This window comes from Streptomyces sp. NPDC090045, from assembly GCF_044747975.1.
Classification (GTDB): Bacteria; Actinomycetota; Actinomycetes; order Streptomycetales; family Streptomycetaceae; genus Streptomyces.
Genome location: NZ_JBIVFA010000014.1, coordinates 75,971 through 95,431 on the forward strand (window position 1 = coordinate 75,971; position 19,461 = coordinate 95,431).

At 72.0% G+C, this 19,461-nt stretch carries 21 protein-coding genes; 17 read left to right on the forward strand and 4 right to left on the reverse strand.

Annotated features, from left to right (window positions below; translation table 11 throughout):
• The first annotated feature begins 89 nt into the window (after window positions 1-89).
• The 4 genes from ACIPYQ_RS30860 (at window position 90) to ACIPYQ_RS30875 (ending at window position 4,533) form a co-directional block, all read left to right on the forward strand.
• On the forward strand, window positions 90-1,364 hold the full coding sequence (locus ACIPYQ_RS30860; protein WP_401257188.1) for an aspartate kinase: 1,275 nt from the start codon (window positions 90-92) through the stop codon (window positions 1,362-1,364).
• Entirely contained in the window at window positions 1,361-2,434 is a 1,074-nt protein-coding gene (locus ACIPYQ_RS30865) for an aspartate-semialdehyde dehydrogenase (RefSeq protein ID WP_361752353.1), read from the forward strand. Before ACIPYQ_RS30860 ends, ACIPYQ_RS30865 begins: the two co-directional genes overlap by 4 nt.
• A gap of 273 nt (window positions 2,435-2,707) precedes the next feature.
• Window positions 2,708-3,448 (forward strand): SigE family RNA polymerase sigma factor, encoded by a 741-nt coding sequence (locus tag ACIPYQ_RS30870; RefSeq protein WP_401257439.1) that lies wholly within the window; start codon window positions 2,708-2,710, stop codon window positions 3,446-3,448.
• Window positions 3,445-4,533 (forward strand): hypothetical protein, encoded by a 1,089-nt coding sequence (locus ACIPYQ_RS30875; RefSeq protein ID WP_361752355.1) that lies wholly within the window; start codon window positions 3,445-3,447, stop codon window positions 4,531-4,533. The genes ACIPYQ_RS30870 and ACIPYQ_RS30875 overlap by 4 nt, the downstream gene beginning before the upstream one ends.
• 27 nt (window positions 4,534-4,560) lie before the next feature.
• Here the strand turns inward: ACIPYQ_RS30875 and ACIPYQ_RS30880 are convergent, their stop codons facing one another.
• Together ACIPYQ_RS30880 and ACIPYQ_RS30885 are read right to left on the reverse strand one after the other, a co-directional pair.
• Window positions 4,561-5,322 (reverse strand): SURF1 family protein, encoded by a 762-nt coding sequence (locus tag ACIPYQ_RS30880; RefSeq protein ID WP_401257191.1) that lies wholly within the window; start codon window positions 5,320-5,322, stop codon window positions 4,561-4,563.
• Window positions 5,323-5,356: 34 nt separating this feature from the next.
• Window positions 5,357-7,162 carry a prolyl oligopeptidase family serine peptidase gene (locus ACIPYQ_RS30885; RefSeq protein WP_401257193.1) on the reverse strand — a complete coding sequence of 602 codons (1,806 nt, stop codon included), beginning with the start codon at window positions 7,160-7,162 and terminating at the stop codon, window positions 5,357-5,359.
• 87 nt (window positions 7,163-7,249) lie between these two features.
• Here ACIPYQ_RS30885 and ACIPYQ_RS30890 point away from each other — a divergent pair, with 87 nt between their 5' ends.
• The 5 genes from ACIPYQ_RS30890 to ACIPYQ_RS30910 all read left to right on the forward strand — a co-directional run bounded on the left by ACIPYQ_RS30890 (window position 7,250) and on the right by ACIPYQ_RS30910 (window position 10,277).
• Window positions 7,250-7,417, forward strand: coding sequence for a hypothetical protein (locus ACIPYQ_RS30890; RefSeq protein ID WP_361752361.1), 168 nt, complete (start codon window positions 7,250-7,252; stop codon window positions 7,415-7,417).
• A 35-nt stretch (window positions 7,418-7,452) separates the two neighbouring features.
• Window positions 7,453-8,754 carry a cytosine deaminase gene (gene codA, locus ACIPYQ_RS30895; protein WP_401257195.1) on the forward strand — a complete coding sequence of 434 codons (1,302 nt, stop codon included), beginning with the start codon at window positions 7,453-7,455 and terminating at the stop codon, window positions 8,752-8,754.
• Window positions 8,755-8,760: 6 nt separating this feature from the next.
• Window positions 8,761-9,345 carry an HD domain-containing protein gene (locus ACIPYQ_RS30900; RefSeq protein ID WP_401257197.1) on the forward strand — a complete coding sequence of 195 codons (585 nt, stop codon included), beginning with the start codon at window positions 8,761-8,763 and terminating at the stop codon, window positions 9,343-9,345.
• 65 nt (window positions 9,346-9,410) lie between these two features.
• Window positions 9,411-9,917, forward strand: a complete 507-nt coding sequence (locus ACIPYQ_RS30905; RefSeq protein WP_401257198.1) for a DUF5956 family protein — start codon at window positions 9,411-9,413, stop codon at window positions 9,915-9,917.
• Window positions 9,918-10,001: 84 nt separating this feature from the next.
• Window positions 10,002-10,277, forward strand: a complete 276-nt coding sequence (locus ACIPYQ_RS30910) for a hypothetical protein (RefSeq protein WP_361752369.1) — start codon at window positions 10,002-10,004, stop codon at window positions 10,275-10,277.
• Between the two features lie 363 nt (window positions 10,278-10,640).
• Here ACIPYQ_RS30910 and ACIPYQ_RS30915 read toward each other — a convergent pair whose 3' ends face one another.
• Together ACIPYQ_RS30915 and ACIPYQ_RS30920 are read right to left on the reverse strand one after the other, a co-directional pair.
• Entirely contained in the window at window positions 10,641-11,330 is a 690-nt protein-coding gene (locus ACIPYQ_RS30915) for an HAD family hydrolase (RefSeq protein ID WP_401257201.1), read from the reverse strand.
• Window positions 11,320-12,186 (reverse strand): GntR family transcriptional regulator, encoded by an 867-nt coding sequence (locus ACIPYQ_RS30920; protein WP_401257203.1) that lies wholly within the window; start codon window positions 12,184-12,186, stop codon window positions 11,320-11,322. The genes ACIPYQ_RS30915 and ACIPYQ_RS30920 overlap by 11 nt, the downstream gene beginning before the upstream one ends.
• Before the next feature lie 480 nt (window positions 12,187-12,666).
• Here ACIPYQ_RS30920 and ACIPYQ_RS30925 point away from each other — a divergent pair, with 480 nt between their 5' ends.
• The 8 genes from ACIPYQ_RS30925 to ACIPYQ_RS30960 all read left to right on the forward strand — a co-directional run bounded on the left by ACIPYQ_RS30925 (window position 12,667) and on the right by ACIPYQ_RS30960 (window position 19,454).
• The gene (locus ACIPYQ_RS30925; protein ID WP_401257204.1) at window positions 12,667-12,948 is read left to right on the forward strand and encodes a DUF6284 family protein; all 282 of its coding nucleotides are present in this window, start codon (window positions 12,667-12,669) and stop codon (window positions 12,946-12,948) included.
• Window positions 12,945-13,286: a hypothetical protein gene (locus ACIPYQ_RS30930; RefSeq protein WP_401257206.1), complete on the forward strand. Its 342-nt coding sequence runs from the start codon at window positions 12,945-12,947 to the stop codon at window positions 13,284-13,286. Before ACIPYQ_RS30925 ends, ACIPYQ_RS30930 begins: the two co-directional genes overlap by 4 nt.
• Window positions 13,283-14,272 (forward strand): DUF2637 domain-containing protein, encoded by a 990-nt coding sequence (locus ACIPYQ_RS30935; RefSeq protein ID WP_401257207.1) that lies wholly within the window; start codon window positions 13,283-13,285, stop codon window positions 14,270-14,272. The genes ACIPYQ_RS30930 and ACIPYQ_RS30935 overlap by 4 nt, the downstream gene beginning before the upstream one ends.
• Window positions 14,269-14,607 (forward strand): RRQRL motif-containing zinc-binding protein, encoded by a 339-nt coding sequence (locus ACIPYQ_RS30940; protein ID WP_401257209.1) that lies wholly within the window; start codon window positions 14,269-14,271, stop codon window positions 14,605-14,607. The genes ACIPYQ_RS30935 and ACIPYQ_RS30940 overlap by 4 nt, the downstream gene beginning before the upstream one ends.
• Before the next feature lie 79 nt (window positions 14,608-14,686).
• Window positions 14,687-16,348 carry a hypothetical protein gene (locus ACIPYQ_RS30945; RefSeq protein ID WP_401257211.1) on the forward strand — a complete coding sequence of 554 codons (1,662 nt, stop codon included), beginning with the start codon at window positions 14,687-14,689 and terminating at the stop codon, window positions 16,346-16,348.
• Window positions 16,348-18,456 carry a hypothetical protein gene (locus ACIPYQ_RS30950; protein WP_401257213.1) on the forward strand — a complete coding sequence of 703 codons (2,109 nt, stop codon included), beginning with the start codon at window positions 16,348-16,350 and terminating at the stop codon, window positions 18,454-18,456. Before ACIPYQ_RS30945 ends, ACIPYQ_RS30950 begins: the two co-directional genes overlap by 1 nt.
• A 221-nt stretch (window positions 18,457-18,677) precedes the next feature.
• Window positions 18,678-19,166 carry a hypothetical protein gene (locus ACIPYQ_RS30955; protein WP_401257215.1) on the forward strand — a complete coding sequence of 163 codons (489 nt, stop codon included), beginning with the start codon at window positions 18,678-18,680 and terminating at the stop codon, window positions 19,164-19,166.
• Between the two features lie 9 nt (window positions 19,167-19,175).
• Complete coding sequence (locus ACIPYQ_RS30960; protein ID WP_401257217.1) at window positions 19,176-19,454, forward strand: hypothetical protein; 279 nt, start codon at window positions 19,176-19,178, stop codon at window positions 19,452-19,454.
• Window positions 19,455-19,461 lie beyond the last annotated feature (7 nt).

Genomic DNA, 19,461 nt, shown 5'->3' on the forward strand with positions numbered 1-19,461 from the left:
TTTCGTCTCATGATGTGGTACGAAGCGGTCGGATCCCGGTCGCTCGTTACACTGCACCAGCAATGAGACGGACTGAGCGAGGAGCGCACGTGGGCCTTGTCGTGCAGAAGTACGGAGGCTCCTCCGTAGCCGATGCCGAAGGCATCAAGCGTGTCGCCAAGCGGATCGTGGATGCCAAGAAGAACGGCCACCAGGTGGTCGTCGTGGTTTCCGCGATGGGCGACACGACGGACGAGCTGATCGATCTCGCCGAGCAGGTTTCACCCATGCCTGCCGGGCGCGAATTCGACATGCTGCTGACCGCCGGAGAGCGGATCGCCATGGCCCTGCTGGCCATGGCGATCAAAAACCTGGGCCACGAGGCCCAGTCGTTCACCGGTAGCCAGGCAGGTGTGATCACCGACTCGGTCCACAACAAAGCGCGCATCATCGATGTCACGCCGGGCCGTATCCGCACCGCGCTGGACGAGGGCAACATCGCCATCGTCGCCGGCTTCCAGGGCGTGTCCGCGGACTCCAAGGACATCACCACCCTCGGCCGAGGCGGCTCGGACACCACGGCCGTCGCGCTCGCCGCGGCGCTGGACGCCGAGGTCTGCGAGATCTACACCGACGTCGACGGCGTCTTCACCGCGGACCCCCGCGTCGTGAAGAAGGCGAAGAAGATCGACTGGATCTCCTCCGAGGACATGCTGGAGCTCGCCGCTTCCGGTTCCAAGGTGCTGCTGCACCGCTGTGTCGAGTACGCACGCCGATACAACATCCCGATCCACGTCCGGTCGTCCTTCTCGGGACTGCCGGGCACCTGGGTCAGCAACGAGAATCCGCAAGGGGACGAGCAGGTGGAGCACGCCATCATCTCCGGAGTCGCTCACGACGTCTCCGAAGCCAAGATCACGGTCGTCGGCGTCCCGGACAAGCCGGGCGAGGCCGCGGCGATCTTCCGCGCCATCGCGGACGCCGAGATCAACATCGACATGATCGTGCAGAACGTATCGGCGGCCTCGACGGGCCTCACCGACATCTCCTTCACGCTCCCCAAGACCGAGGGCCACAAGGCCATCGACGCCCTGGAGAAGGCGAAGGGCGCGATCGGCTTCGACTCCCTGCGCTACGACGACCAGATCGGCAAGATCTCCCTGGTCGGCGCCGGCATGAAGACGAACCCGGGCGTCACCGCCTCCTTCTTCCAGGCGCTGTCCGACGCGGGCGTCAACATCGAGCTGATCTCCACCTCCGAGATCCGCATCTCGGTCGTCACCCGCCAGGACGACGTCAACGAGGCCGTCCGCGCCGTGCACACGGCCTTCGGCCTCGACTCCGACAGCGACGAAGCAGTCGTCTACGGAGGCACCGGACGATGACCGAGACCCGGTCCTCCGCCCCGGCGCTCGCCGTGGTCGGGGCGACCGGAGCGGTCGGTTCGGTCCTGCTCCAGATCCTGTCCCAGCGGGCGGACGTCTGGGGCGACATCCGCCTGATCGCCTCCGCGCGCTCGGCCGGCCGCACGCTGGCCGTCCGCGCGGAGGAGACCGAGGTGCTCGCCCTCACCGAGGACGCCTTCGACGGCTTCGGTCCCGGCGACGTCGCACTCTTCCTGACCCCGGCCGAAGTCTCGGCCCGGTGGGCGCCCGTCGTCACCGCGCGCGGTGCGGTCGTCGTCGACCAGTCCGCCGCCTTCCGGGCGGACCCCGAGGTCCCGCTCGTGGCGCCCGAGGTCAACGGGCACGCCGTACGGATCCGCCCGCGCGGGATCGTCGCCGCCCCGGACTGCGTGACGGCCGCCATGATCGCGGCCCTGGGCGCGCTGCACGCCGAGTACTCCCTCACCGGGCTGGTGGTCTCCTCGTACCAGGCGGCGAGCGCCGCGGGCCGGTCCGGCTCCGAGGCGTTGCGCCGCCAGCTCTCGCTGGTCGCCGGGACCTCCCTCGGGGAGCAGACCGGGGACGTCCGCCGTGCCGTGGGCGAGGACACCGGCCCCTTCGCCGGTCCCCTCGCCCTCAATGTCGTGCCCTGGTCCGGAGAGCTGCGCGAGGACGGCTGGTCCTCGCACGAGCTGGCGGTACGGGCGCAGACCCGCCGGATCCTGCAGCTGGAGCGGCTCCCGGTGTCGGTGACCTGCGTCCAGGTGCCGGTGCTCACCGGGCATTCGCTGACCGTGCTGGCCCGGTTCGAGAACGAGGTGGGGGCCCCGGACGCCCGGGTGGTCCTGGAGGCCGCGCCCGGCGTGGTGCTCGTGGACGATCCCGCGGCGGGGGAGTTCCCCACCCCCGCGGACGCCGCCGGGACGGATCCGGCCTGGGTGGGGCGGGTGCGGGCCTCGCTCGACGACCCCCGCGCCCTGGAGTTCTTCGTGTGCGCCGACAACCTCCGCAGGGGCGCCGCTCTGAACGCCACGCTGATCGCGGAACTGATCGCAGGTGAATTTGCGTAATTCGCTTTGTAGGATCGGTGCTGATCCCTTGATCAAGGTGATGGCCCGACTGCCGTCTCGATAAGACGGGGCAAATCGGGAAGATCGGGTACGCATGAGGGCAACGAGGATATGGCTGGTGAGGCTGCCTCGCGCGTACAACCCTGACGGGGGGACGCGTGTCCTACAGGCGTGGCAGAGGCACTGCTCGAATCGACCCTCCTCCCGGCGCCCCTCGGGATCATCCCGTCGCGCCGGGGTTTCCGTGCGTCCGGCGGCGGTCTCCCCGTGATCGTGCCCGTCCCGCCGGCGGGGCCCTCCGAGGCGCCCGTACTGACCGCCGCACCGATCCCGGGCGGTCTCGTGCCCCCGCCGCGCGACAGCGCTGAGGCGGCGGGGAGCAGCCGGAGCGAGCCGGCCGAGGCGACGGCCGAAGCGACGTCGGAGACGACGGACGAAGCGACCTCGGAGACGATGACCGAGGTGACGGCCGAGGCGACGGCCGAGGCGACGGCCGAGATGACGGTCGAAGTGGTGGCCGGGACCACCGTCGACCACCTCACGGCGACCTACCAGGCGCACTACCGCTCCCTGCTCGGCCTGGCCGCCCTGCTCCTCGACGACACCGCCTCCTGCGAGGACGTGGTCCAGGAGGCGTTCATCCGCGTGCACTCGGCGCGCAACCGGGTGCGCGACCGGGAGAAGACCCTGGCGTACCTGCGCCAGACCGTCGTGAACCTCTCGCGCTCCGCCCTGCGCCGGCGCATCCTCGGCCTCAAGCTGCTGTCGAAGCCGATGCCGGACATGGCGAGCGCCGAGGAGGGCGCGTACGACCAGCTGGAGCGGGACGATCTGATCAAGGCGATGCGCGGACTCCAGCGCCGTCAGCGCGAGGTGCTGGTGCTGCGCTACTTCGCGGACATGACGGAGGCCCAGGTCGCCGAGACGCTCGGGATATCGCTCGGCTCGGTCAAGGCGTACGGATCGCGGGGCATTGCCGCGCTGCGGGTGGCGATGGAGGCTGCGCAGTCATGATGGACGACCACACCCAGCCGGGCGGAGCGAGCGAGGAAGAGGCGCTGAGAGGCCTGTTCCACGGGGCCGTCGAGGGCCTGCAGCCCTCCGCGGACGCGCTGGAGCGGCTGCGGCACGCCGTCCCCGCGCGCCGGGCCCGCAAGCGCCAGGCCCTGGTCGGCGCGGCCGCGGTGGCCCTGCTCGCCGGTACGGCGATCCCGGCCCTCATGCACCTGGCGGGCCGCGAGGGCACGGCCACGGACCACGCGGCCATGGCCGGGCACGGCGAGCACACCGGCGACAAGCCGGGCGCGGTCGGGTCCGACCCGCACCAGAACGGATCCGGGAACCAGCCGAGGTCCAACCGGTCCTCCAGCGGCGCCCCGGCCGTGGGCGGCGCCACCGGGCAGCCGGACGCCACCCTGGGCGGTTCCCCCGTGGGCGGTCTGACGGCGGGCCCCTCGGGCACCGGCGGCGCGGGCGCGTCCGCCGGCACGTCCGGTTCGGCGGCGGGCTCGGGCCCGATGCCCCCGGTGGCCGCGCCGGGCGTGCCCGGGTGCGGTGCGGACCAGCTCGGGGTGGTGGGCTCGGCCCGCGCCCCGGAGACCGACGGCCGGGTGTACGGCAGCTTCCGGGTCACCAACGTCTCCGCGCAGGGCTGCGCCGTCACCGGCCAGGACGCCGTCTCGGCGGCCCCGGCGCCCGGTGCGCCGGCCGGCCAGGGCTCCTCGGTCGCGGTGGTCGGCCACACGGCGGGGGACCCGGCGAGCGGACTGCTGCCCGATCCGTCGGCGGAGGCCGCGGTGCTGGTGCTGCCGCCGAACACGGCGTACGAGGTCCGCTTCGCGTGGGTGCCGTCGGGGGAGGCCTGTACGCCGACGAACCCGGACGCGGGAGGGAAGCCGCCGCAGACCGGCTCCGCGGGCAGCTCGGGCGCCCCGGCGCAAGGGGCGGCCACCGAGCCGCAGACGGGAGCGCCCCCGGCGGCGTCGGGCGTCTCGGTCTCGCACACCCCGCAGCCGGGGTCCTCGGCCACGCGGACGACGCTTCCCGAGGCCTGCGGCGGAACGGTCTACCGGACGGGTGCGATCCCGGTCGCCAAGTAGCCCGGCCGGTGGCCGGGTGGGCCCGCCCTACGCGGCGGGTTCGAGCAGACCCGCCTCGGTGTCGCGGATGGTCTCCACCTCGCGGCGGTAGAGCCGGAACCACATGAAGAGCACGAAGGCGACGAAGACGAACCACTCGCCGGTGTAGCCGAGGTTCTGGAAGGCCTTCAGGTCGAGCCCGGTGTTGGTCGGCGCCTGCGCCGGCACCGGAACCATCCCGTCCGCCGGGGTCTGCACGGTCAGCCAGGCGTCGTACAGGTCGTACGGGACGATGTTGACGAGCGAGGCTGCCCCGATCACCCCGAGCTGCCCGGCCGGCAGGCCGCCCTGGGAGTGGACCCCCTTCGTGCCGGAGTTCTCCGAGGACTGCAGGGCGCCGGTGACCTCGACCCGGCCGGTCGGCGGGGCCGGGGCCTTCGCCGGGTCCGCCGCGCCCGGCAGCCAGCCCCGGACCACCGGGACGGCCATGCCGGAGTCGGTCTTCAGCAGGGTCAGCACGTAGAAACCGGACTCACCGTCGAGCCGCCGCTCCGGCACCAGCATCTGATCGGCGTACTCCCCGGCCGTGGAAGCCAGCCGTCCGGAGGTGTTCGTGTCCACCGGAAGCAGCGAGTCCAGGGGCTCGGCCACCTGGCCGGCGGGCCGCTCGGCCGTCGCCTCCCGGTGGCTGTCGACGCGGTCCTCGAACCGGCCGAGCTGCCAGGACCCCATGAACAGGCAGAAGGGGACGGCGAGCGCGACGAAGACGTTGATCCCCCACCAGCGCGGGGTCAGGAGAAACCGGTGCACCCCACCACCGTACGGGGGGTGCACCGGAGCGGGACTAGCGGGGCAGGTGCTTCAGCGCGAACTCCAGCTCCATCCGGACCTGCTTGATCCGCTCCTCCACGACCAGCGAGCCGTGCCCGGCGTCGTACCGGTACACCTCGTGCTCCGCGCCGCGTGCCACGAGCCGGTCCACGTAGTTGTCGATCTGCCGGATCGGGCAGCGCGGGTCGTTGACGCCCGCCGCGATGTGGACGGGAGCCTTCACCGCGTCGGCGTAGGTGAGCGGCGAGGAGACCTCGAAGCGGTCCGGGACCTCCTCCGGGGTACCGCCGAAGAGGGTGCGGTCCAGGGCCTTCAGCGCCTCCATCTCGTCGTGGTACGCCGTCACGTAGTCCGCGACCGGTACGGCGGCCAGGCCCACCGCCCAGGCGTCGGGCTGCGTGCCCAGGCCCAGCAGCGTCAGGTACCCGCCCCAGGAACCGCCCGAGAGCACGAGGCGCGCCGGGTCCGCGAGGCCGGAGGCCACCGCCCACTCCCGGACCGCCGCGATGTCCTCCAGCTCGATCAGGCCGACCCGGTGCTTGAGGGCGTCCGTCCACGCGCGGCCGTAGCCCGTCGAGCCGCGGTAGTTGACCCGCACGACCGCGAAGCCGTGGTCCAGCCAGGCCGCCGGGGTCGCCGCGAAGGCGTCGCTGTCGTGCCAGGTCGGCCCGCCGTGGATCTCGAAGATCGTCGGGAAGGGGCCCTCGCCGTGGCCGGCCGGCCGCTGCGCGAGCGCGTGGATCCGTCCGCCCGGGCCCTCCACCCAGACGTCCTCCACCGGCACCGACCCGGGGGCCTTGGAGCCGGGAGGGTCCAGGACGACCCCGCCCGCGGTGGACCGTACGGTCGAGGGCTCGGCGGCCGAGGACCACAGGTACTCCACGGTCCCGTCGGGCCGCGCGCCGGCCCCCGACACCGTCCCCGGCGGCGTGTCCACCCGTACGAGCTCCCGCGCGGCCAGGTCGTAGCGCCACAGCTCGCTGCGCGCCTCGAAGCCGTGCGCGACCAGCAGCGCGGACCCGTCCGGGTACCACTCGGCGCTGACGTCGCCCGGCAGGTCGATCGCGAGCTCCTGCTCGGCGCCGGTGGCCACGTCCCACACCATCGGCTCCCAGCGGCCGCGCCGCTGGTGGCCGACGAGGAGGCGGGTGTCGCCCGCGACCGGCGCGAAGCCGAGGACCTCAAGGCCGAGCTCCTGCGTGCCGCCGCGGGAGTCGTCCAGCTCGGCGACGGTGGACCCGTCGAGGGTCAGCACGCGCAGGGAGGAGTGCATCGCGTCGCCGTGCTCGGTGTGCTCGACGGCCACGAGCGTCCCGTCGTGGGACAGGTCGCCCACGCCGGCCGACTCCCGGTGCCGGTAGATCACGGTGGGCGCGGATCCGTCCGGGCGGACCACGTGGACCGTGGAGCCCTCCTCGTCCGTGGAGCGCCCGACGACCGCGGTGCCGTCGCGGCCGATGGCCAGACCGGCGGGGTAGGAGGGCTCCAGGCCGGGCGTGGCCGGCTCGTCCGGGCCGCCCCCGAAGGGCTGGCGCACCCAGGTGCCGAACTCGTCGCCGTCCGTGTCGGAGAACCACCAGATCCACTCGCCGTCGGGGGAGAGGGCGCCGTCGGTGGTTCCGTTCGGGCGGTCGGTGGCCTGCCGCTGGACGCCGGTGGCGCGGTCCCAGGCGTAGAGCTCGAAGGTTCCGGTCGCGTTGGAGACGAAGAGCGAACGGTCCGGGGCGTCCTCGGCCCAGTCGGGCAGCCCGACGCGCGGTGCCCGGAACCGCTTCTCCCAGTCGGGCGTCTCGGGGGTGATCTCGCTGTCGCTGGTCATGCGCCCATTGTGGCCGCAGTGGTCCCCGGGATGCCGACTGCTCCGAACGGGCGCAGAGTGGAACCCGTAGCCCAAGGAGGAACGATCATGGCCAAGAAGGCGCACACCGGCCACCACATCCACCAGGACTCCGAGCGCGCGCTGGCGAAGAACACGGCCGCCGAGGCCCGTGCCAAGGCCGCGGCCAGGGACATGCAGTCGTCCGCCGCGAAGACGCGCGGCATGCAGCAGAAGGCCCAGGCCAAGCGCGGCTGAGTCCGCGGCCCCGCGCGGGTCCGTAGGCTGGCGCCATGCGGATGATCGTCCGGGGCGCCCGGCTGCTGCACACCTCAGGCCTGTCCGACGTCGAGGTCGCGGAGGACGGCCGGATCGCGCGCGTGATCCCGCACGACGACCAGAAGGAACCGCCGGCCACCGGCATCCTCGTCGAGGCCCACGGCGCCCTGCTCAGCCCGCCCTTCGTCGAGCCGCACATCCACCTCGACACGGCGCTGACCGCCGGGGAGCCGCGCCCCAACGCCTCCGGCACCCTCTGGGAGGGCATCGCCTGCTGGAGCGAGCGCAAGCGGACCCTGACCCGTGAGGACGTGATCGCGCGGGCGACCGAGGTGCTGCGCTGGCAGGCGGCCCAGGGCGTGCTGCACGTGCGCACGCACTGCGACGTCACCGACCCGGCCCTCACCGCCCTCGATGCGCTGCTCGAAGTGCGCGACCGGGTGCGGGAGGTCATGACCCTGCAGATCGTCGCCTTCCCGCAGGAGGGCATCGCCTCCTTCCCGGACGGCGAGGCGCTGCTGCGGGAGGCGGTGGCCCGCGGGGCGGACGTGGTCGGAGCGATCCCGCACTTCGAGGACACCCGCGAGGACGGGGTGGCCTCCTTGAAGACGGCCTTCGCGCTGGCCGAGGAGCACGGGCTGCGGGTGGACGCGCACTGCGACGAGATCGACGACGAACAGTCCCGTTTCGTGGAGGTGCTGGCCACGCTGGCCCTGCGCTCGGGCCTGCGCGAACGCGCCACCGCCTCGCACACGACGGCCATGGGCTCCTACAACGGCGCGTACAGCTTCAAACTCCAGCGCCTGCTGTCCCGTTCGGGCATCAACCTGGTCGCCAACCCCTTCGCCAACCTCAACCTCCAGGGCCGCTTCGACGCCTACCCCAAGCGGCGCGGCCTGACCCAGGTCAAGGAGATGCTGGCCGCCGGGGTCAACGTGGCCTTCGGCCACGATGACGTGATGGACCCCTGGAACGCCCTCGGCACCGCCAACCCGCTGCAGACCGCCCTCGTCGGGCTGTACGCCGCCCAGCTCACCGGCGCGGACGAGATCCCCCTGGCCTTCTCGATGGTGACGGACCGTGCGGCGCGCGTCCTGGGCCTGTCGGACGCCGAGTACGGCATCACGGAGGGCGCCCCCGCCTCCTTCGTCCTGCTCCCGGCGCCGTCGCCCGAGGAGGCGATCCGCCGTCAGGTCCGGCCCCGGTACGTCGTCTCGCGCGGCTCCGTCCTCGCCGAGACCCCGCCCGCGCCGGCCCGGCTGAACTGGCCGGGGGAGGCCCCGTCCGAGGTGGACTTCAGCCGCCGCCTACGCTGACGCCCCATGACATGGATCCTTGACACCAACGCGGCCCGTACCGCCCTGCAGATCGCCTCGGAGTACGCGGACCCGGCGCTGCTGAACCACTCCGTACGCTCCTACGCCTTCGGCGCGCAGTACGCGCACCAGCACGGCCTCGCGTACGACGAGGAGCTCTTCTACGTGGCGGCCCTCCTCCACGACCTGGGCCTGACCGCGCCCTTCGACAGCCACACCCTCCCCTTCGAGGAGGCCGGCGGCCACGTCGCGCGCGTCCTGACGGCGGGCCTGGGCTGGCCGGCGGCCCGCCGGGCCCGCGCCGAAGAGGTGATCGTCCTGCACATGAGGGACGACGTCACCGCGGCCGAGGACGTCGAGAGCCACCTCCTGCAGGTCGGCACGAGCGCCGACGTCTCGGGCCTGCGCCTCTCCGAGTTCGACCCGGCCTTCACGGCCGCCCTGCTCGCCGCCCACCCCCGGGCCGGCTTCGGCGCCGCCTTCACCGCCCTGGTCGAGGACCAGGCGAAGCGCAAGCCCGACTGCGCGGCCGCCGCCTACGTCGCGAGCGGCGCGGCGGCCCGCATCGCGGCCAACCCTCTGGGGGCGTGAAGGCCGGGTGCGGGGTCGGGGCCGAGGTCACGCACATCCGCGACCGCGTCGGATAGCGTGCCCGCATGTCGTGGGACGAGGACGGAACACCGCACCCGCTCGCACTGCGCCGCACCGGCCGCAGCGAACTGGAGCCGGACCGGCTGCCCGAGATCCGGGAGCTGGAGGTGCTCGGCTGGGAGCCCGCGCCCGAGGACCTGCGCTGGGTGTTCCTCCCGTACGTATGGCCCCCGGCGGCCCGTACCTGGATCCCCGACCGTTCCACGCACTGGGCGGTGGACACCTCGCTCGACGGCCACGGCCACATCACCGGCGTGGAGTGCGCCCCGCTCGCCGAACCCGACCTGCACGACCTCGACCAGGAAGCCGACGCGGCCCTCAACGACCTCGGGCTCCCGCCCCGCCCCCGGGGCCGCCTCTGGCTGCTCCGCCCGGTCGGCCCCTTCACCAGCGTCGGCGCGGTACTGGACCACCTCGACGCACTGGCCGCGCAGCACGCCGTGGAGGCCGGCCCGTCCACGGCCTTCCTCACCCTGGCGCGCACCGAACTCTCCGCCCTCGACGCTCCCTAGCGCGCGGCCCCGCGCTCTCCCGGGCCGAGCCCGGCTCCGCTGGCTACCCTTGTCCATGAGGGGGTCCCGGCGGGAGGCGGTCTCATGAGGCGGCGCCATCACTTCCACATCGACCATGCCGGGCACTCGGTCAGTGCCACAGTCCAGACGGGCCACACCGCCGTCGTCGAGGTGCTCGTCGACGGCAAGGAGACGGGCCACGCCACGACGCGCGCCGACCACCCCGTGACCGTCCACGTCGAGCTGCCGACGGAACCGCCCACGCCCGTGTCGGTACGGGCGACCGCCGGCCCGGTGCCGGCATGCGTCTTCGAAAGCCCGCCCGCCGCCCCACAGCCCATGCAGCCCCGCCCGTTCTGACGCCGGTCCGCCGCGATCGCTCCGGGGCGCTCCGCTCCACGAGATCTCAGGACCGCACCGAAGGCGTATCACTCAGTTAGTCACCCACACGCAGAGAGAGCCGGTGCAGATTGCTCTGCACCGGCTCTCACCTGGTCTTACGAAGTCGGGGTGGCGGGATTTGAACCCACGACCTCTTCGTCCCGAATGAGGTCCACCCAAGATCCAAACATGGCCTTGGATGTGTATGCGCAGGTCAAGCCCTTGGGGTGCGTCGGTCTGGCCAGGGACGCGGAAGGCATCGGGAGAAGATTTTCTCCCAGCTTTCTCCCAGCAGCTTCGAGGCTCTGGTCACACGTTGGCCAGCGGTCGTCCGCGGCGGGCCTAAGGCGAGCTCAGCTCGTCAGCCATGGTGGACATCGCGGTGATGATCACGTCTGCGCCTGCATCGCTCAACGCGCTCGCCTTGCCCGGCTTGTTTGCGAAGCCGATGGAGGGGCCGCCGGCGGCCTTCGCGGCCTCCACGTCCGTCACTGAGTCGCCGATGAGGGTGCAGTGATGAGGGTGCGTTTGTAGCTGGCTGGCTGCCAGCAACAATGAGTGGGGATCGGGCTTCATCGCGTCCGGCCAGTACGGTGCGCGCCCCACAACCGCGTCCACGAGATGACGAAGCCCGTGCAGTATGAGGAAGGCACGCACACATGCCGTCGAGTTGTTGCTGACGATGGCGACTTTCCGGCCCGAGGAGCGGGCCGCTTCGAGAGCGGCCACGGCGCCTGGGACGGGCGGCCCTGCCAGCTTGACGGCTGTCACCTCGGCCTTGGTCAGTTCCTCCTCGATCGCTCGCAGGGCGGGCTCTCCACCTTGCGGGGAGAGGCGGAGGATCTCCATCGGGTCGTCAGTGTCGCGAGCCTTGCTGCCTAGAGCCGCGTCGTACCCTGCCAGGGTCTCAGCAAGATGGCGTGCGACATCAGGGGCCGGACTCCCCGCGAATACGTCGCAGATAGGCCCGTCAAAGTCGAACAGGACTGCTCGGGTGACTCCGAGGACTTCCGCGAGGGTGCTACTTCCCATCCGGGTCAAAGTCCCTTCCGATGGTGTCCCAGACGCTGTCGAACCACATGCGCGCCTGATTCACCTGCTGAGCGCCACTGGACGACTCGCCCTCGTTCAGCGAGTAGTGGAACAGGGTGGCGTCGGCCCCCACCAGGTCGTAAATCTCTATGGGTTCGCCCTGGGTGACGACCTTGTTCGGCCGGATCGGGTAGTACCCGAAGAAGGCGTCTTCCTGGTTGATTACGTAGAGCTTGAAGAACTGCGTCCCGCTGTGAACGCGAACGCTGACCTTCGCCTCACTGACCAGCCCTAGCACGCTGAGCTCATGCATCGTGTTGGCGATGCTTCTGGTGAAGCTGACCATCATGTCGTGCATACGGGCTCGGAGACGCGGGTCGTCGGCGCCATCCTCGCGCCTGACAGGTGCAGCCTGGGGGACTGACATGTCCGGCACCAGGATGCGGATGTTGATGCTTGACGGGGTCAGACGCCCGATGCGGATCTTGTCGATCGGTTCCTGAAGCGCCCCGTGCAGCGTTTCACTGGAGAACCCTGCGAAGTCGATCGACACGGTCTGGCTGGCGAAAGCCTGCTCCACGTATGGGCGGAGGCCCGCCGGCCGTTCGGTGCGGTTCCGGACGTACACGCCGCTGCCCTTGCGGGAGACGATCAGCCCCTCGTCTTCCAGCTCGCGGAGGGCGCGCTGGATCGTGGCTCGGGCGAATCCGTACGCCTCCGTCAGCTCCTTCTGCGAGGGGATCTTGTCTCCGGGCCCCAACTTTCGGGTCCGAATCGCTGCGCCGAGACTGCTCGCTACCTGCTCGTACGGCGGCCGATCGTCGTCCGGGTCCAGGGGTTCAGGCGTGAACGTCATGCCGTCGATGCTACGGCCTCCTCTGCGGATTAGGACAGCCAAGACAGTCAGGTGTTGACGTGGCTAGCCAGGATGGCTACGTTATTCCCATCCGAACCGGGCTAGCCAGGTTGGTCAGGTCGCTTCGGGGAGCTCTGCCATGAACCGCGCCTATCAGCACTTGGTGAGTCCCGTCTCGACGGGAGCCCGATCAGGGTTGCCGCGCTCATCGAATAGTTGCCGGTCCTTGAAATCTGAACAGTGTGGTTACCGCCTCCTGTAGCTGAAAAGGCGGTCAGCGCGGCTGAGGTTCGCGCACTCGACCATCCGCGGCTTGTGCTGCGGCCGGTTGCCTCCTCCGCCCGTCCGGCCCTTGGCCGTACGGGCGGAGTCGAGGGGAGCCGGAGTTCTTCCGCTTCATCCCAACGCAGTGCAGCCCCCGGCGCGGGAACGCCGGGGGCTGCTGTTGGGTCCCGTTCCTCTACCGAAGGAGCAAGACCCGTGAAGACCATCGCTGCACTTCAGAACCTCGTTACCCCGTGGTCGGACGGCTTGGAGCCGTCGGCTGCGGAGCTGGACGCGATCGAGTGGGAGATGCCGCTGATCCTGGCGGACGTCGACCTGCTCGACGCGGAGATTGCCGTGCTGGACCGGACGCCGTCCGAGCTGGACGAGCGGCGGATCCGCCGGGCCCGGCGCAAGAAGCTGGCGGTCCGCCGGGTGCTGCTGAACCAGGCCGCCGCCGCGGCGGCCGCGGCGAGCATGTCGGGTGGTGCCGCATGACCACTCCGATCCCTCTCTCGGCCCTGGGCGCTCCGTTGATGGCGCTGCGCATCTTCGCCGACGTATACCGGCACCTGCCGGCGCCGTCCGTGTCGGTGTCCACGGTCTACCCCAACGTTTTGGAGCTCGCCTTCCACGACGACCTCGAAGGGTTCGAGACGTGGTGTGAGGCCCTGGGGATCTCGCTCGGGAAGGTGTCGCACGGTGTTCAGAGCGGTGGCCGCACCCGCGTCCTGAAGGCCGAGACCAGCTACTCCGGCGGGATCGTGAAGCTGGTCGGTTACGCCACGATCCCCACCGTCGATGAGGCGCGTTCACGGGCGGAGGTCGGACCGTGAACCGTGTTCAGATCCGTTCATCCGAGCGGGCTCTGTCGGTCGGGACGTGGTTGATCGTCGGCGGGGCGATGCTCTACTCCGTCCTCACCGTCACCCCGCTCATGGCCGACCACACGCCCGCCGAGTGGCGCTGGACGGCCCCGATCCTGCCGCTCGTTGTCGACGCCGCGGTGGTGATCGTGGTCCGCCTCGACTCCGTCCTGGCCCGCCTCGGCGGGCACGGCGGTCCCTGGCCGGTGGCGCTGCGGTGGATGACCGGCACCATGACCCTCGCCCTCAACATCGGCGTATCCGCGCTGGCCGGAGACCTCGTCGGGGTCGCCGTGCACTCTGTCGCACCCCTGCTCCTCATCGTCACCGCGGAAGCGGGCCTCGCCTACCGGCGGGCCCTGACCGCGGCTGTCCTGGCCGTGGAGGCCCGCAAGCGCGCCGAGCAGGACGCCCGGGAACGGGCGGCGGCGGAGCGGGAGGAGAACCGGCTCCGGGCCGCTCGTGAACAGCGCGAGCATGAGGCGGCCATCGCCTGTGAACAGCGTGAACACGAGGAGCGGTTGGCCCGCGAGGAAGCCGACCGGCAGGACCGCATCCGCCGCGAAGAAGCGGAGCGGGCCGAGGCTTCCGAGAGGGCGGAGCGGGAAGCGGCTGAACGCCGTGAACAGATCCGTGAACAGCAGCAGGCCGAGCGTGAACGCCTTGAACGCCAGGCCGCCCAGCAGCGCGAGTTGGAGGTTCAGCAGCGGGCCGAGCGTGAACGCCGTGCACAGGAGCGGATCGAGCGTGAACGCGCCGCGCTGCTGGCCGCCGGGCCGCCGCCGGTGAAGCTGCCGGAGGAGCAGGCCCGCGCCACCGTGGCCGCCGCGTTCGCCGCCGGGGTCCCGGTGCGGGTCGCGGCTGAGCTGTCCGGCTGGTCTGTCGGCTGGGCTTCCGCCCGCTACCAGGAACACCGCGACAACGGCACCGCTGCCGCACCGGCCCTCACCCGATGAGCACCCTTCCCGCCTACCGCTGGCGCCTGGCCCCCGATGGGCTGGCCACCCGCCGGCAGCTCCGCGCCCTGGGGCTCCGCCCCGGCGGCCAGGACGTGGCCGCGCAGGTGGAGCGGCCCCGCCGCCGGCGGGGCCCGCTCGTCGCCTACCTCTACCGGATCGACCTCGCGCGGCCGGTGCGTCCGATGACCCCGGCCCGCCGGGCCGCCTTGGCCAAGGCGAACACCGCCCGCCGGACCTGTCCGACCTGCCGCCTCGATGCGGGGTACGTCATCCCGTCCTCGCTCGGCATGTGCGTCCCGTGTACGTACCCCGATGAACAGCGCGTCGCCTGAACCACTCAGCAAGGGCCCGGCCGCCAGCCTCCTACAGCGTCGGCCGGGCCCTCTTCTCCCGTGAAGGAGCACGTTCAGCATGACCGACACCGTCACCGAACCGCAGGCTCCACCCCAAGAATCCACCCCGACCCCTGCCCCGCCCGAGGCCGGTACGACCGCATTGGCCAAGGGCGTTGAGCACACCGCCGGGGGCTTCCCCGTGGTGCCGCTGTCCCTGTCCGGCACGAACACCGCCGCGGGCCTGTTGGCCACGGCCGCCCTGGCCGGTGGCCCGGTCGCCGCGGCCGTGGCGATGACCGGGGCCGCCGTCCTCGGCGTCGCCGCCGCCCGCCAACGCACCACGAAAGCCAAGAAGAAGACCCCGAACGGCAAGCCAGCCCCGGCCACCGGCCGGACGGCGAGCGGGAGCGGGGGGCGTGGCCTCTTGGGCCGGATCCCTTCCCAGCCGCAGAGCGGATCCCGCTCGGGCGGCCGGGGCGGCGCCGGATCCCGCAAGACATCCGGCGGGCAGGCCCGGCACCGCACGGCCGGGAGTCCTGCAGGACACCGGTCCGGCTCGGCCGGGAAGGCCAACAGGCTGTCGGCCCGGCAGCGCGCGGCACACGCCGCGGGCGCTCTGGCCGGTGGCCGCGCCGGACAGGTGCAGGCGCTGCGTCAGCAGGCCAAGGCGCAGACGCCGACCCGCGCCGCTGCCCGTACGGCCGCGGTGCAGGCCCGCCGGCAGGTCGCAGACACACGGCGGGCCGCGAAGGCCGCCACCCGCAACCCCGCCCCCACCAAGCCCCGCACCGGTGCCAGCCGCGGAGCAGGCGGCGGCGGGGGCGGGAAGGCGCGCGGTGCGGCCGCCCGCACGCTGGCCAAGGCGATGGGCACCGCGGCCGCGGTACGCGACAGGGCTGTCGCCGCCGGGCGCAAGGCCCGGGACCGCAGCGCGAGCCGGTCAGTCGCCGCAGGGCAACTGGGGGTGCGGGAGACGGCGCACCGCAAGCGGACCGCGCAGCTCAAAGCCCCCGCCCGGAAAGCCGCGCGGAAGGCCCTGCGCCGCTCCGCCGCACGCTTCCAGGCCCGCCGCGCGGTCGCCGCCGTTCTCGGCGGACTGCTGGGCGCTCTCGGGATGGTCACCACGCGGCTCGGGCGGAAGCTCGGGTGGGCCTGGCTGATGAATCCCGGCCGGCGCCTCTACCGGTTCCTCCTCGGGCGGGCCCGCGCAGAGCGTGAGGACCGGGACGCGGACATCCGCCAGCAGCTCGAAGACGACGAGCGGGCCGCTGTGGAGCAGGCGGACGCCGAACGCGACCAGGACACCGACAGCGACACGGTCGGGGACCGGGCCGCCCGTCCCACCACGCATGTTCCCGCACCTCCCACCCGTCAAGGAGTAGCCGTGAGCAACGTTTCCGGGTTCCGGTTTGAGGAGCTGGCCGCCGAGATGGAGCAGGCCGCGCAGTCCTACGAGCCGGAGAGCGCCATGGAGATCCTCGCCATGGTCGAAGGCCTGCCCGAGGCCCTCGCCTCGATCGCGAACATCATGCAGATCCTCGCGGAGCGCTCCGACTCCGAGTTCCCGCTGGAGAAGTCCATCGCGGACGGCTTCTCCGACATCTACGGCGCCCTCAACTCCGCCACGGCCGTTGCCGAGGACCTGGGGCCCGCGTTCCGGCAGGCCCACGAGCAGGACATCGCCCGCCACGAGGACCCCCGCAACGGCCCCGACGCCGAGAAGGGCTGGAACGTCTGATGACCGCCTCCCACACCGTCAAGCACGAGGGCCTGGCGCTGGACTGGGCGGCCGGACACGGACCCATCACCGGCGCCCTGTCCGCCACCACCGGCGCCTATGCGGTCGCCACTGTCGGCACCATCGCCCACATGCCGCCCACCTGGGCGCTCGCCGTCGGCACGGTCGGCGCGATCGGCCACACCGCCACCGGCCTGCGGCAGAAGCTCGCAGCCCGCACCATTAGCGCCCGGGCCGCGTCCTGGCTCCTCGGCTCCGGCTGGACCACCTGGGCCCTCGCCACCAACCCCCTCACCTGGACCGCGCTGGGCTCCCTCGCCGTGATCGGCGTCGGCATGGGCGCCGCGGCCCGCTCCGTCGGCCTGTATGAGGAGGCCCGCGAGCTGGAGGCCATCGCGGCCGCAGAGCGTCAGGTGGCCCGGGAACTGTCCGCCGGGCGGAGGGCGATCGCCGCGGAGTGGGTGGACCGGGTCCAGCGGGTCTGCGGAATCACGCTGCGGGTGGTCGCGGTCGAGATGTGGCCCACGAACACCGGCTTCACCATCGACGCCGAACTCCCCGAGGGCGGCACCACCTACGACCGGATCGCCCGCGAGAACGCCCGCCTGTCGGCGGATGCCAGGCTGCCGCACGGCTGCACCGCCGCCGCCTCCCCGGGCATCGACCAGGGCCGCGTCCTGATCGACGTGACCACGGTCAACGTGCTGGCCGCCGAAGTCCCGTACCCCTCCGAGTACAGCGCCCTGTCGATCCACACCGGGATCCCCTGGGGGTACCGCACCAACGCCGAAGAGATCTGCGCGTACCTGCGCGAGCAGTGCGCGCTCGTGGTCGGGCCGACCGGATCCGGGAAGACGAACATGGTCCACGTGATCCTGGCCGGGTTCGCCCGCGCCGAGGACATCCTGACCTGGGTCATCGACCTCAACGCCGGATCGGCCGGCCTGCCGTGGCTCCGGCCCGCTATGGAGCCGGCCGACGGCCAGAAGGTGGTGCGGCCGGGAATCGACTGGCTCGCCTCCACCCACGAGGAAGCCCTGAAGATGCTCGATGCCGCCCTGCGGATCGGGGACTACCGCAAGCGCGCCTACCAGGACCTCATGGCCAAGGCGAACACCGACCTGCTGCCCATCAGCCACGACCTCCCGCAGATCATGCTCCTGATCGACGAGGGCGCCGAGATCCTGATCAGCCGGGACATGAAGACCCGCGAGCTGGCCAAGAAGATCCTCGAAGTGATCCGGATGCTCCGCGCGATGGGCATCCGCACCGTCCTGACCGCCCTCGGCGCGACCAGCTCCATCCTGGGTGACCTGATGATCCGCCGCGAGGCCAAAACCCGCGTCGCCCTCACCGGCGGGGCAACGGAGGGCATGGACCTGGCCAAGCTGTTCCCCGGCGCGCAGGGCCTGCGGATCGAGCAGGCCCCCTACAAGGGCAGCGGGTTCATGGGCACGCCCGAGTCCCCCGCCGCGCTGTTCGGGACGTGGCGGATCCTGCCGAACCAGATCCGCGACATCGTCCACGCGACCTCGGACCGGCACCCGTACCTCGACGCCGTCTCCGCCAAGGCCGCCGGCCCCGACTACGCCCGCCGCTGGGATGCCACCCGCACCGCCTGGATCACCGAACACCAGCACACCGACCCCGACGAGGTCACCCCGGCCCCGGCCGGGACCGCGCCGGCGGGCAGGGGACTGAACCTCTCCGCCCACCGCACCGGTCAGGCGGCACCGGCCGCTGTGGATGAGGACGCGCTCGCCGAGCAGTTCCGGCGGGAGATCGACGCCCAGTTCGCCACCACCCCCGAACCCGGAGACCCGGAGACGCAGGCGCCGGTGCGGCCGGGGCTGAACCTGTCCGCGCACCGCGCCGAGGACAACGACGCCCAGCAGGCCGCCCTGACTCTCCTGATCGCCGCGGGTCCCGCCGGTACCGGCGCCTCCGCGATCGCCCGGGACCTCGACCGGTACGGGACCACCCGCCAGACCGTCGCCGGATGGCTCAAGGCCTGGGCCGAGGAAGGCGAAGCCGTACGGATCGGGACCGGCACCAAGACCCGCTACGTCCACCGCCGCCACGCCCCCGAGGCACCCGCCGAGGACTGACCTTGTCGCTTGCGCCCGCCCCGACAGAAACCCGCTCCGGGCCCTCCCGAGGGCTTGGAAAGGGTGTCTGACCTGGGAGGCGACAAGCGACAAGACAAGACAAGCGACAAGCCACACGACAAGCAGGCGACAAGCGACGCGACAAGCCAGACGACAAGCCCCGCGGAGACCACACCTTGACGTTTAGGTGTGGTCCCCCGCGCTCACGAGGGAGCCCCGTCGTGCATGAACCCAGCCGCACGAGCACCACCCCCGCAAGCCGCTACGGCGACCCGATCCTCTACCCGACCGCGATCCAGCAGCCGGTGATGCTGCCCGCCGAACTGCCGCCCGGAGTCGAGATGGTGACCCTCCCCGGCGGCTATCGCACCCTCGCCTACACCCACCCCACCGCCGCCCCCGCGTCCGCACCCGTGGCCGCGCTGCCGGTGCCGGTGTGGGCCAAGACCACAGCTCTCCTCGCCCCGACCGTGGGCGGCGGGATCGCCGCGGCCGGGTTCGGGATCTCCTACGCCGCCCCGGGACTGATCGCCATGACCGAAGCCCTCTGGGCTGCCGTCGCCCTCATTGCCGCCGGCGCCCTCGCACCCCTCCTCCTGCGCACCGGCAGCAGCCGCACGCACCGTCGCGGGCCGGTGCAGCACGTCACGCAGAACATCACCGCGACCGGCCTGTTCGGAAAGGCCAGCGGCACCCTCAACAACCGCTGAAGGAGAACCGTGCGACTCCGCATCCGACACACCACCTGGCCCCGTCCGGCCTTGATCCTGACCGACACTCCTCGCCCCGCCTGCACCGACTGCCGGGGCGAGGGCGGCCAGAACCGCGACTACGGCGACTACGAGACCGGCGAGTACGCGGGCACCGAGTGGGACCCCTGCCACTGCTGGGACGAAACCCGCCGCAGGGTCCTGCTTCCGCTCCCGCGCCTTCCCCGGCGCCGCCACGACAGCACGGACCCCTGGGGCGCCGCGTACACCGACGAACCCCCGTTCTGACCACACG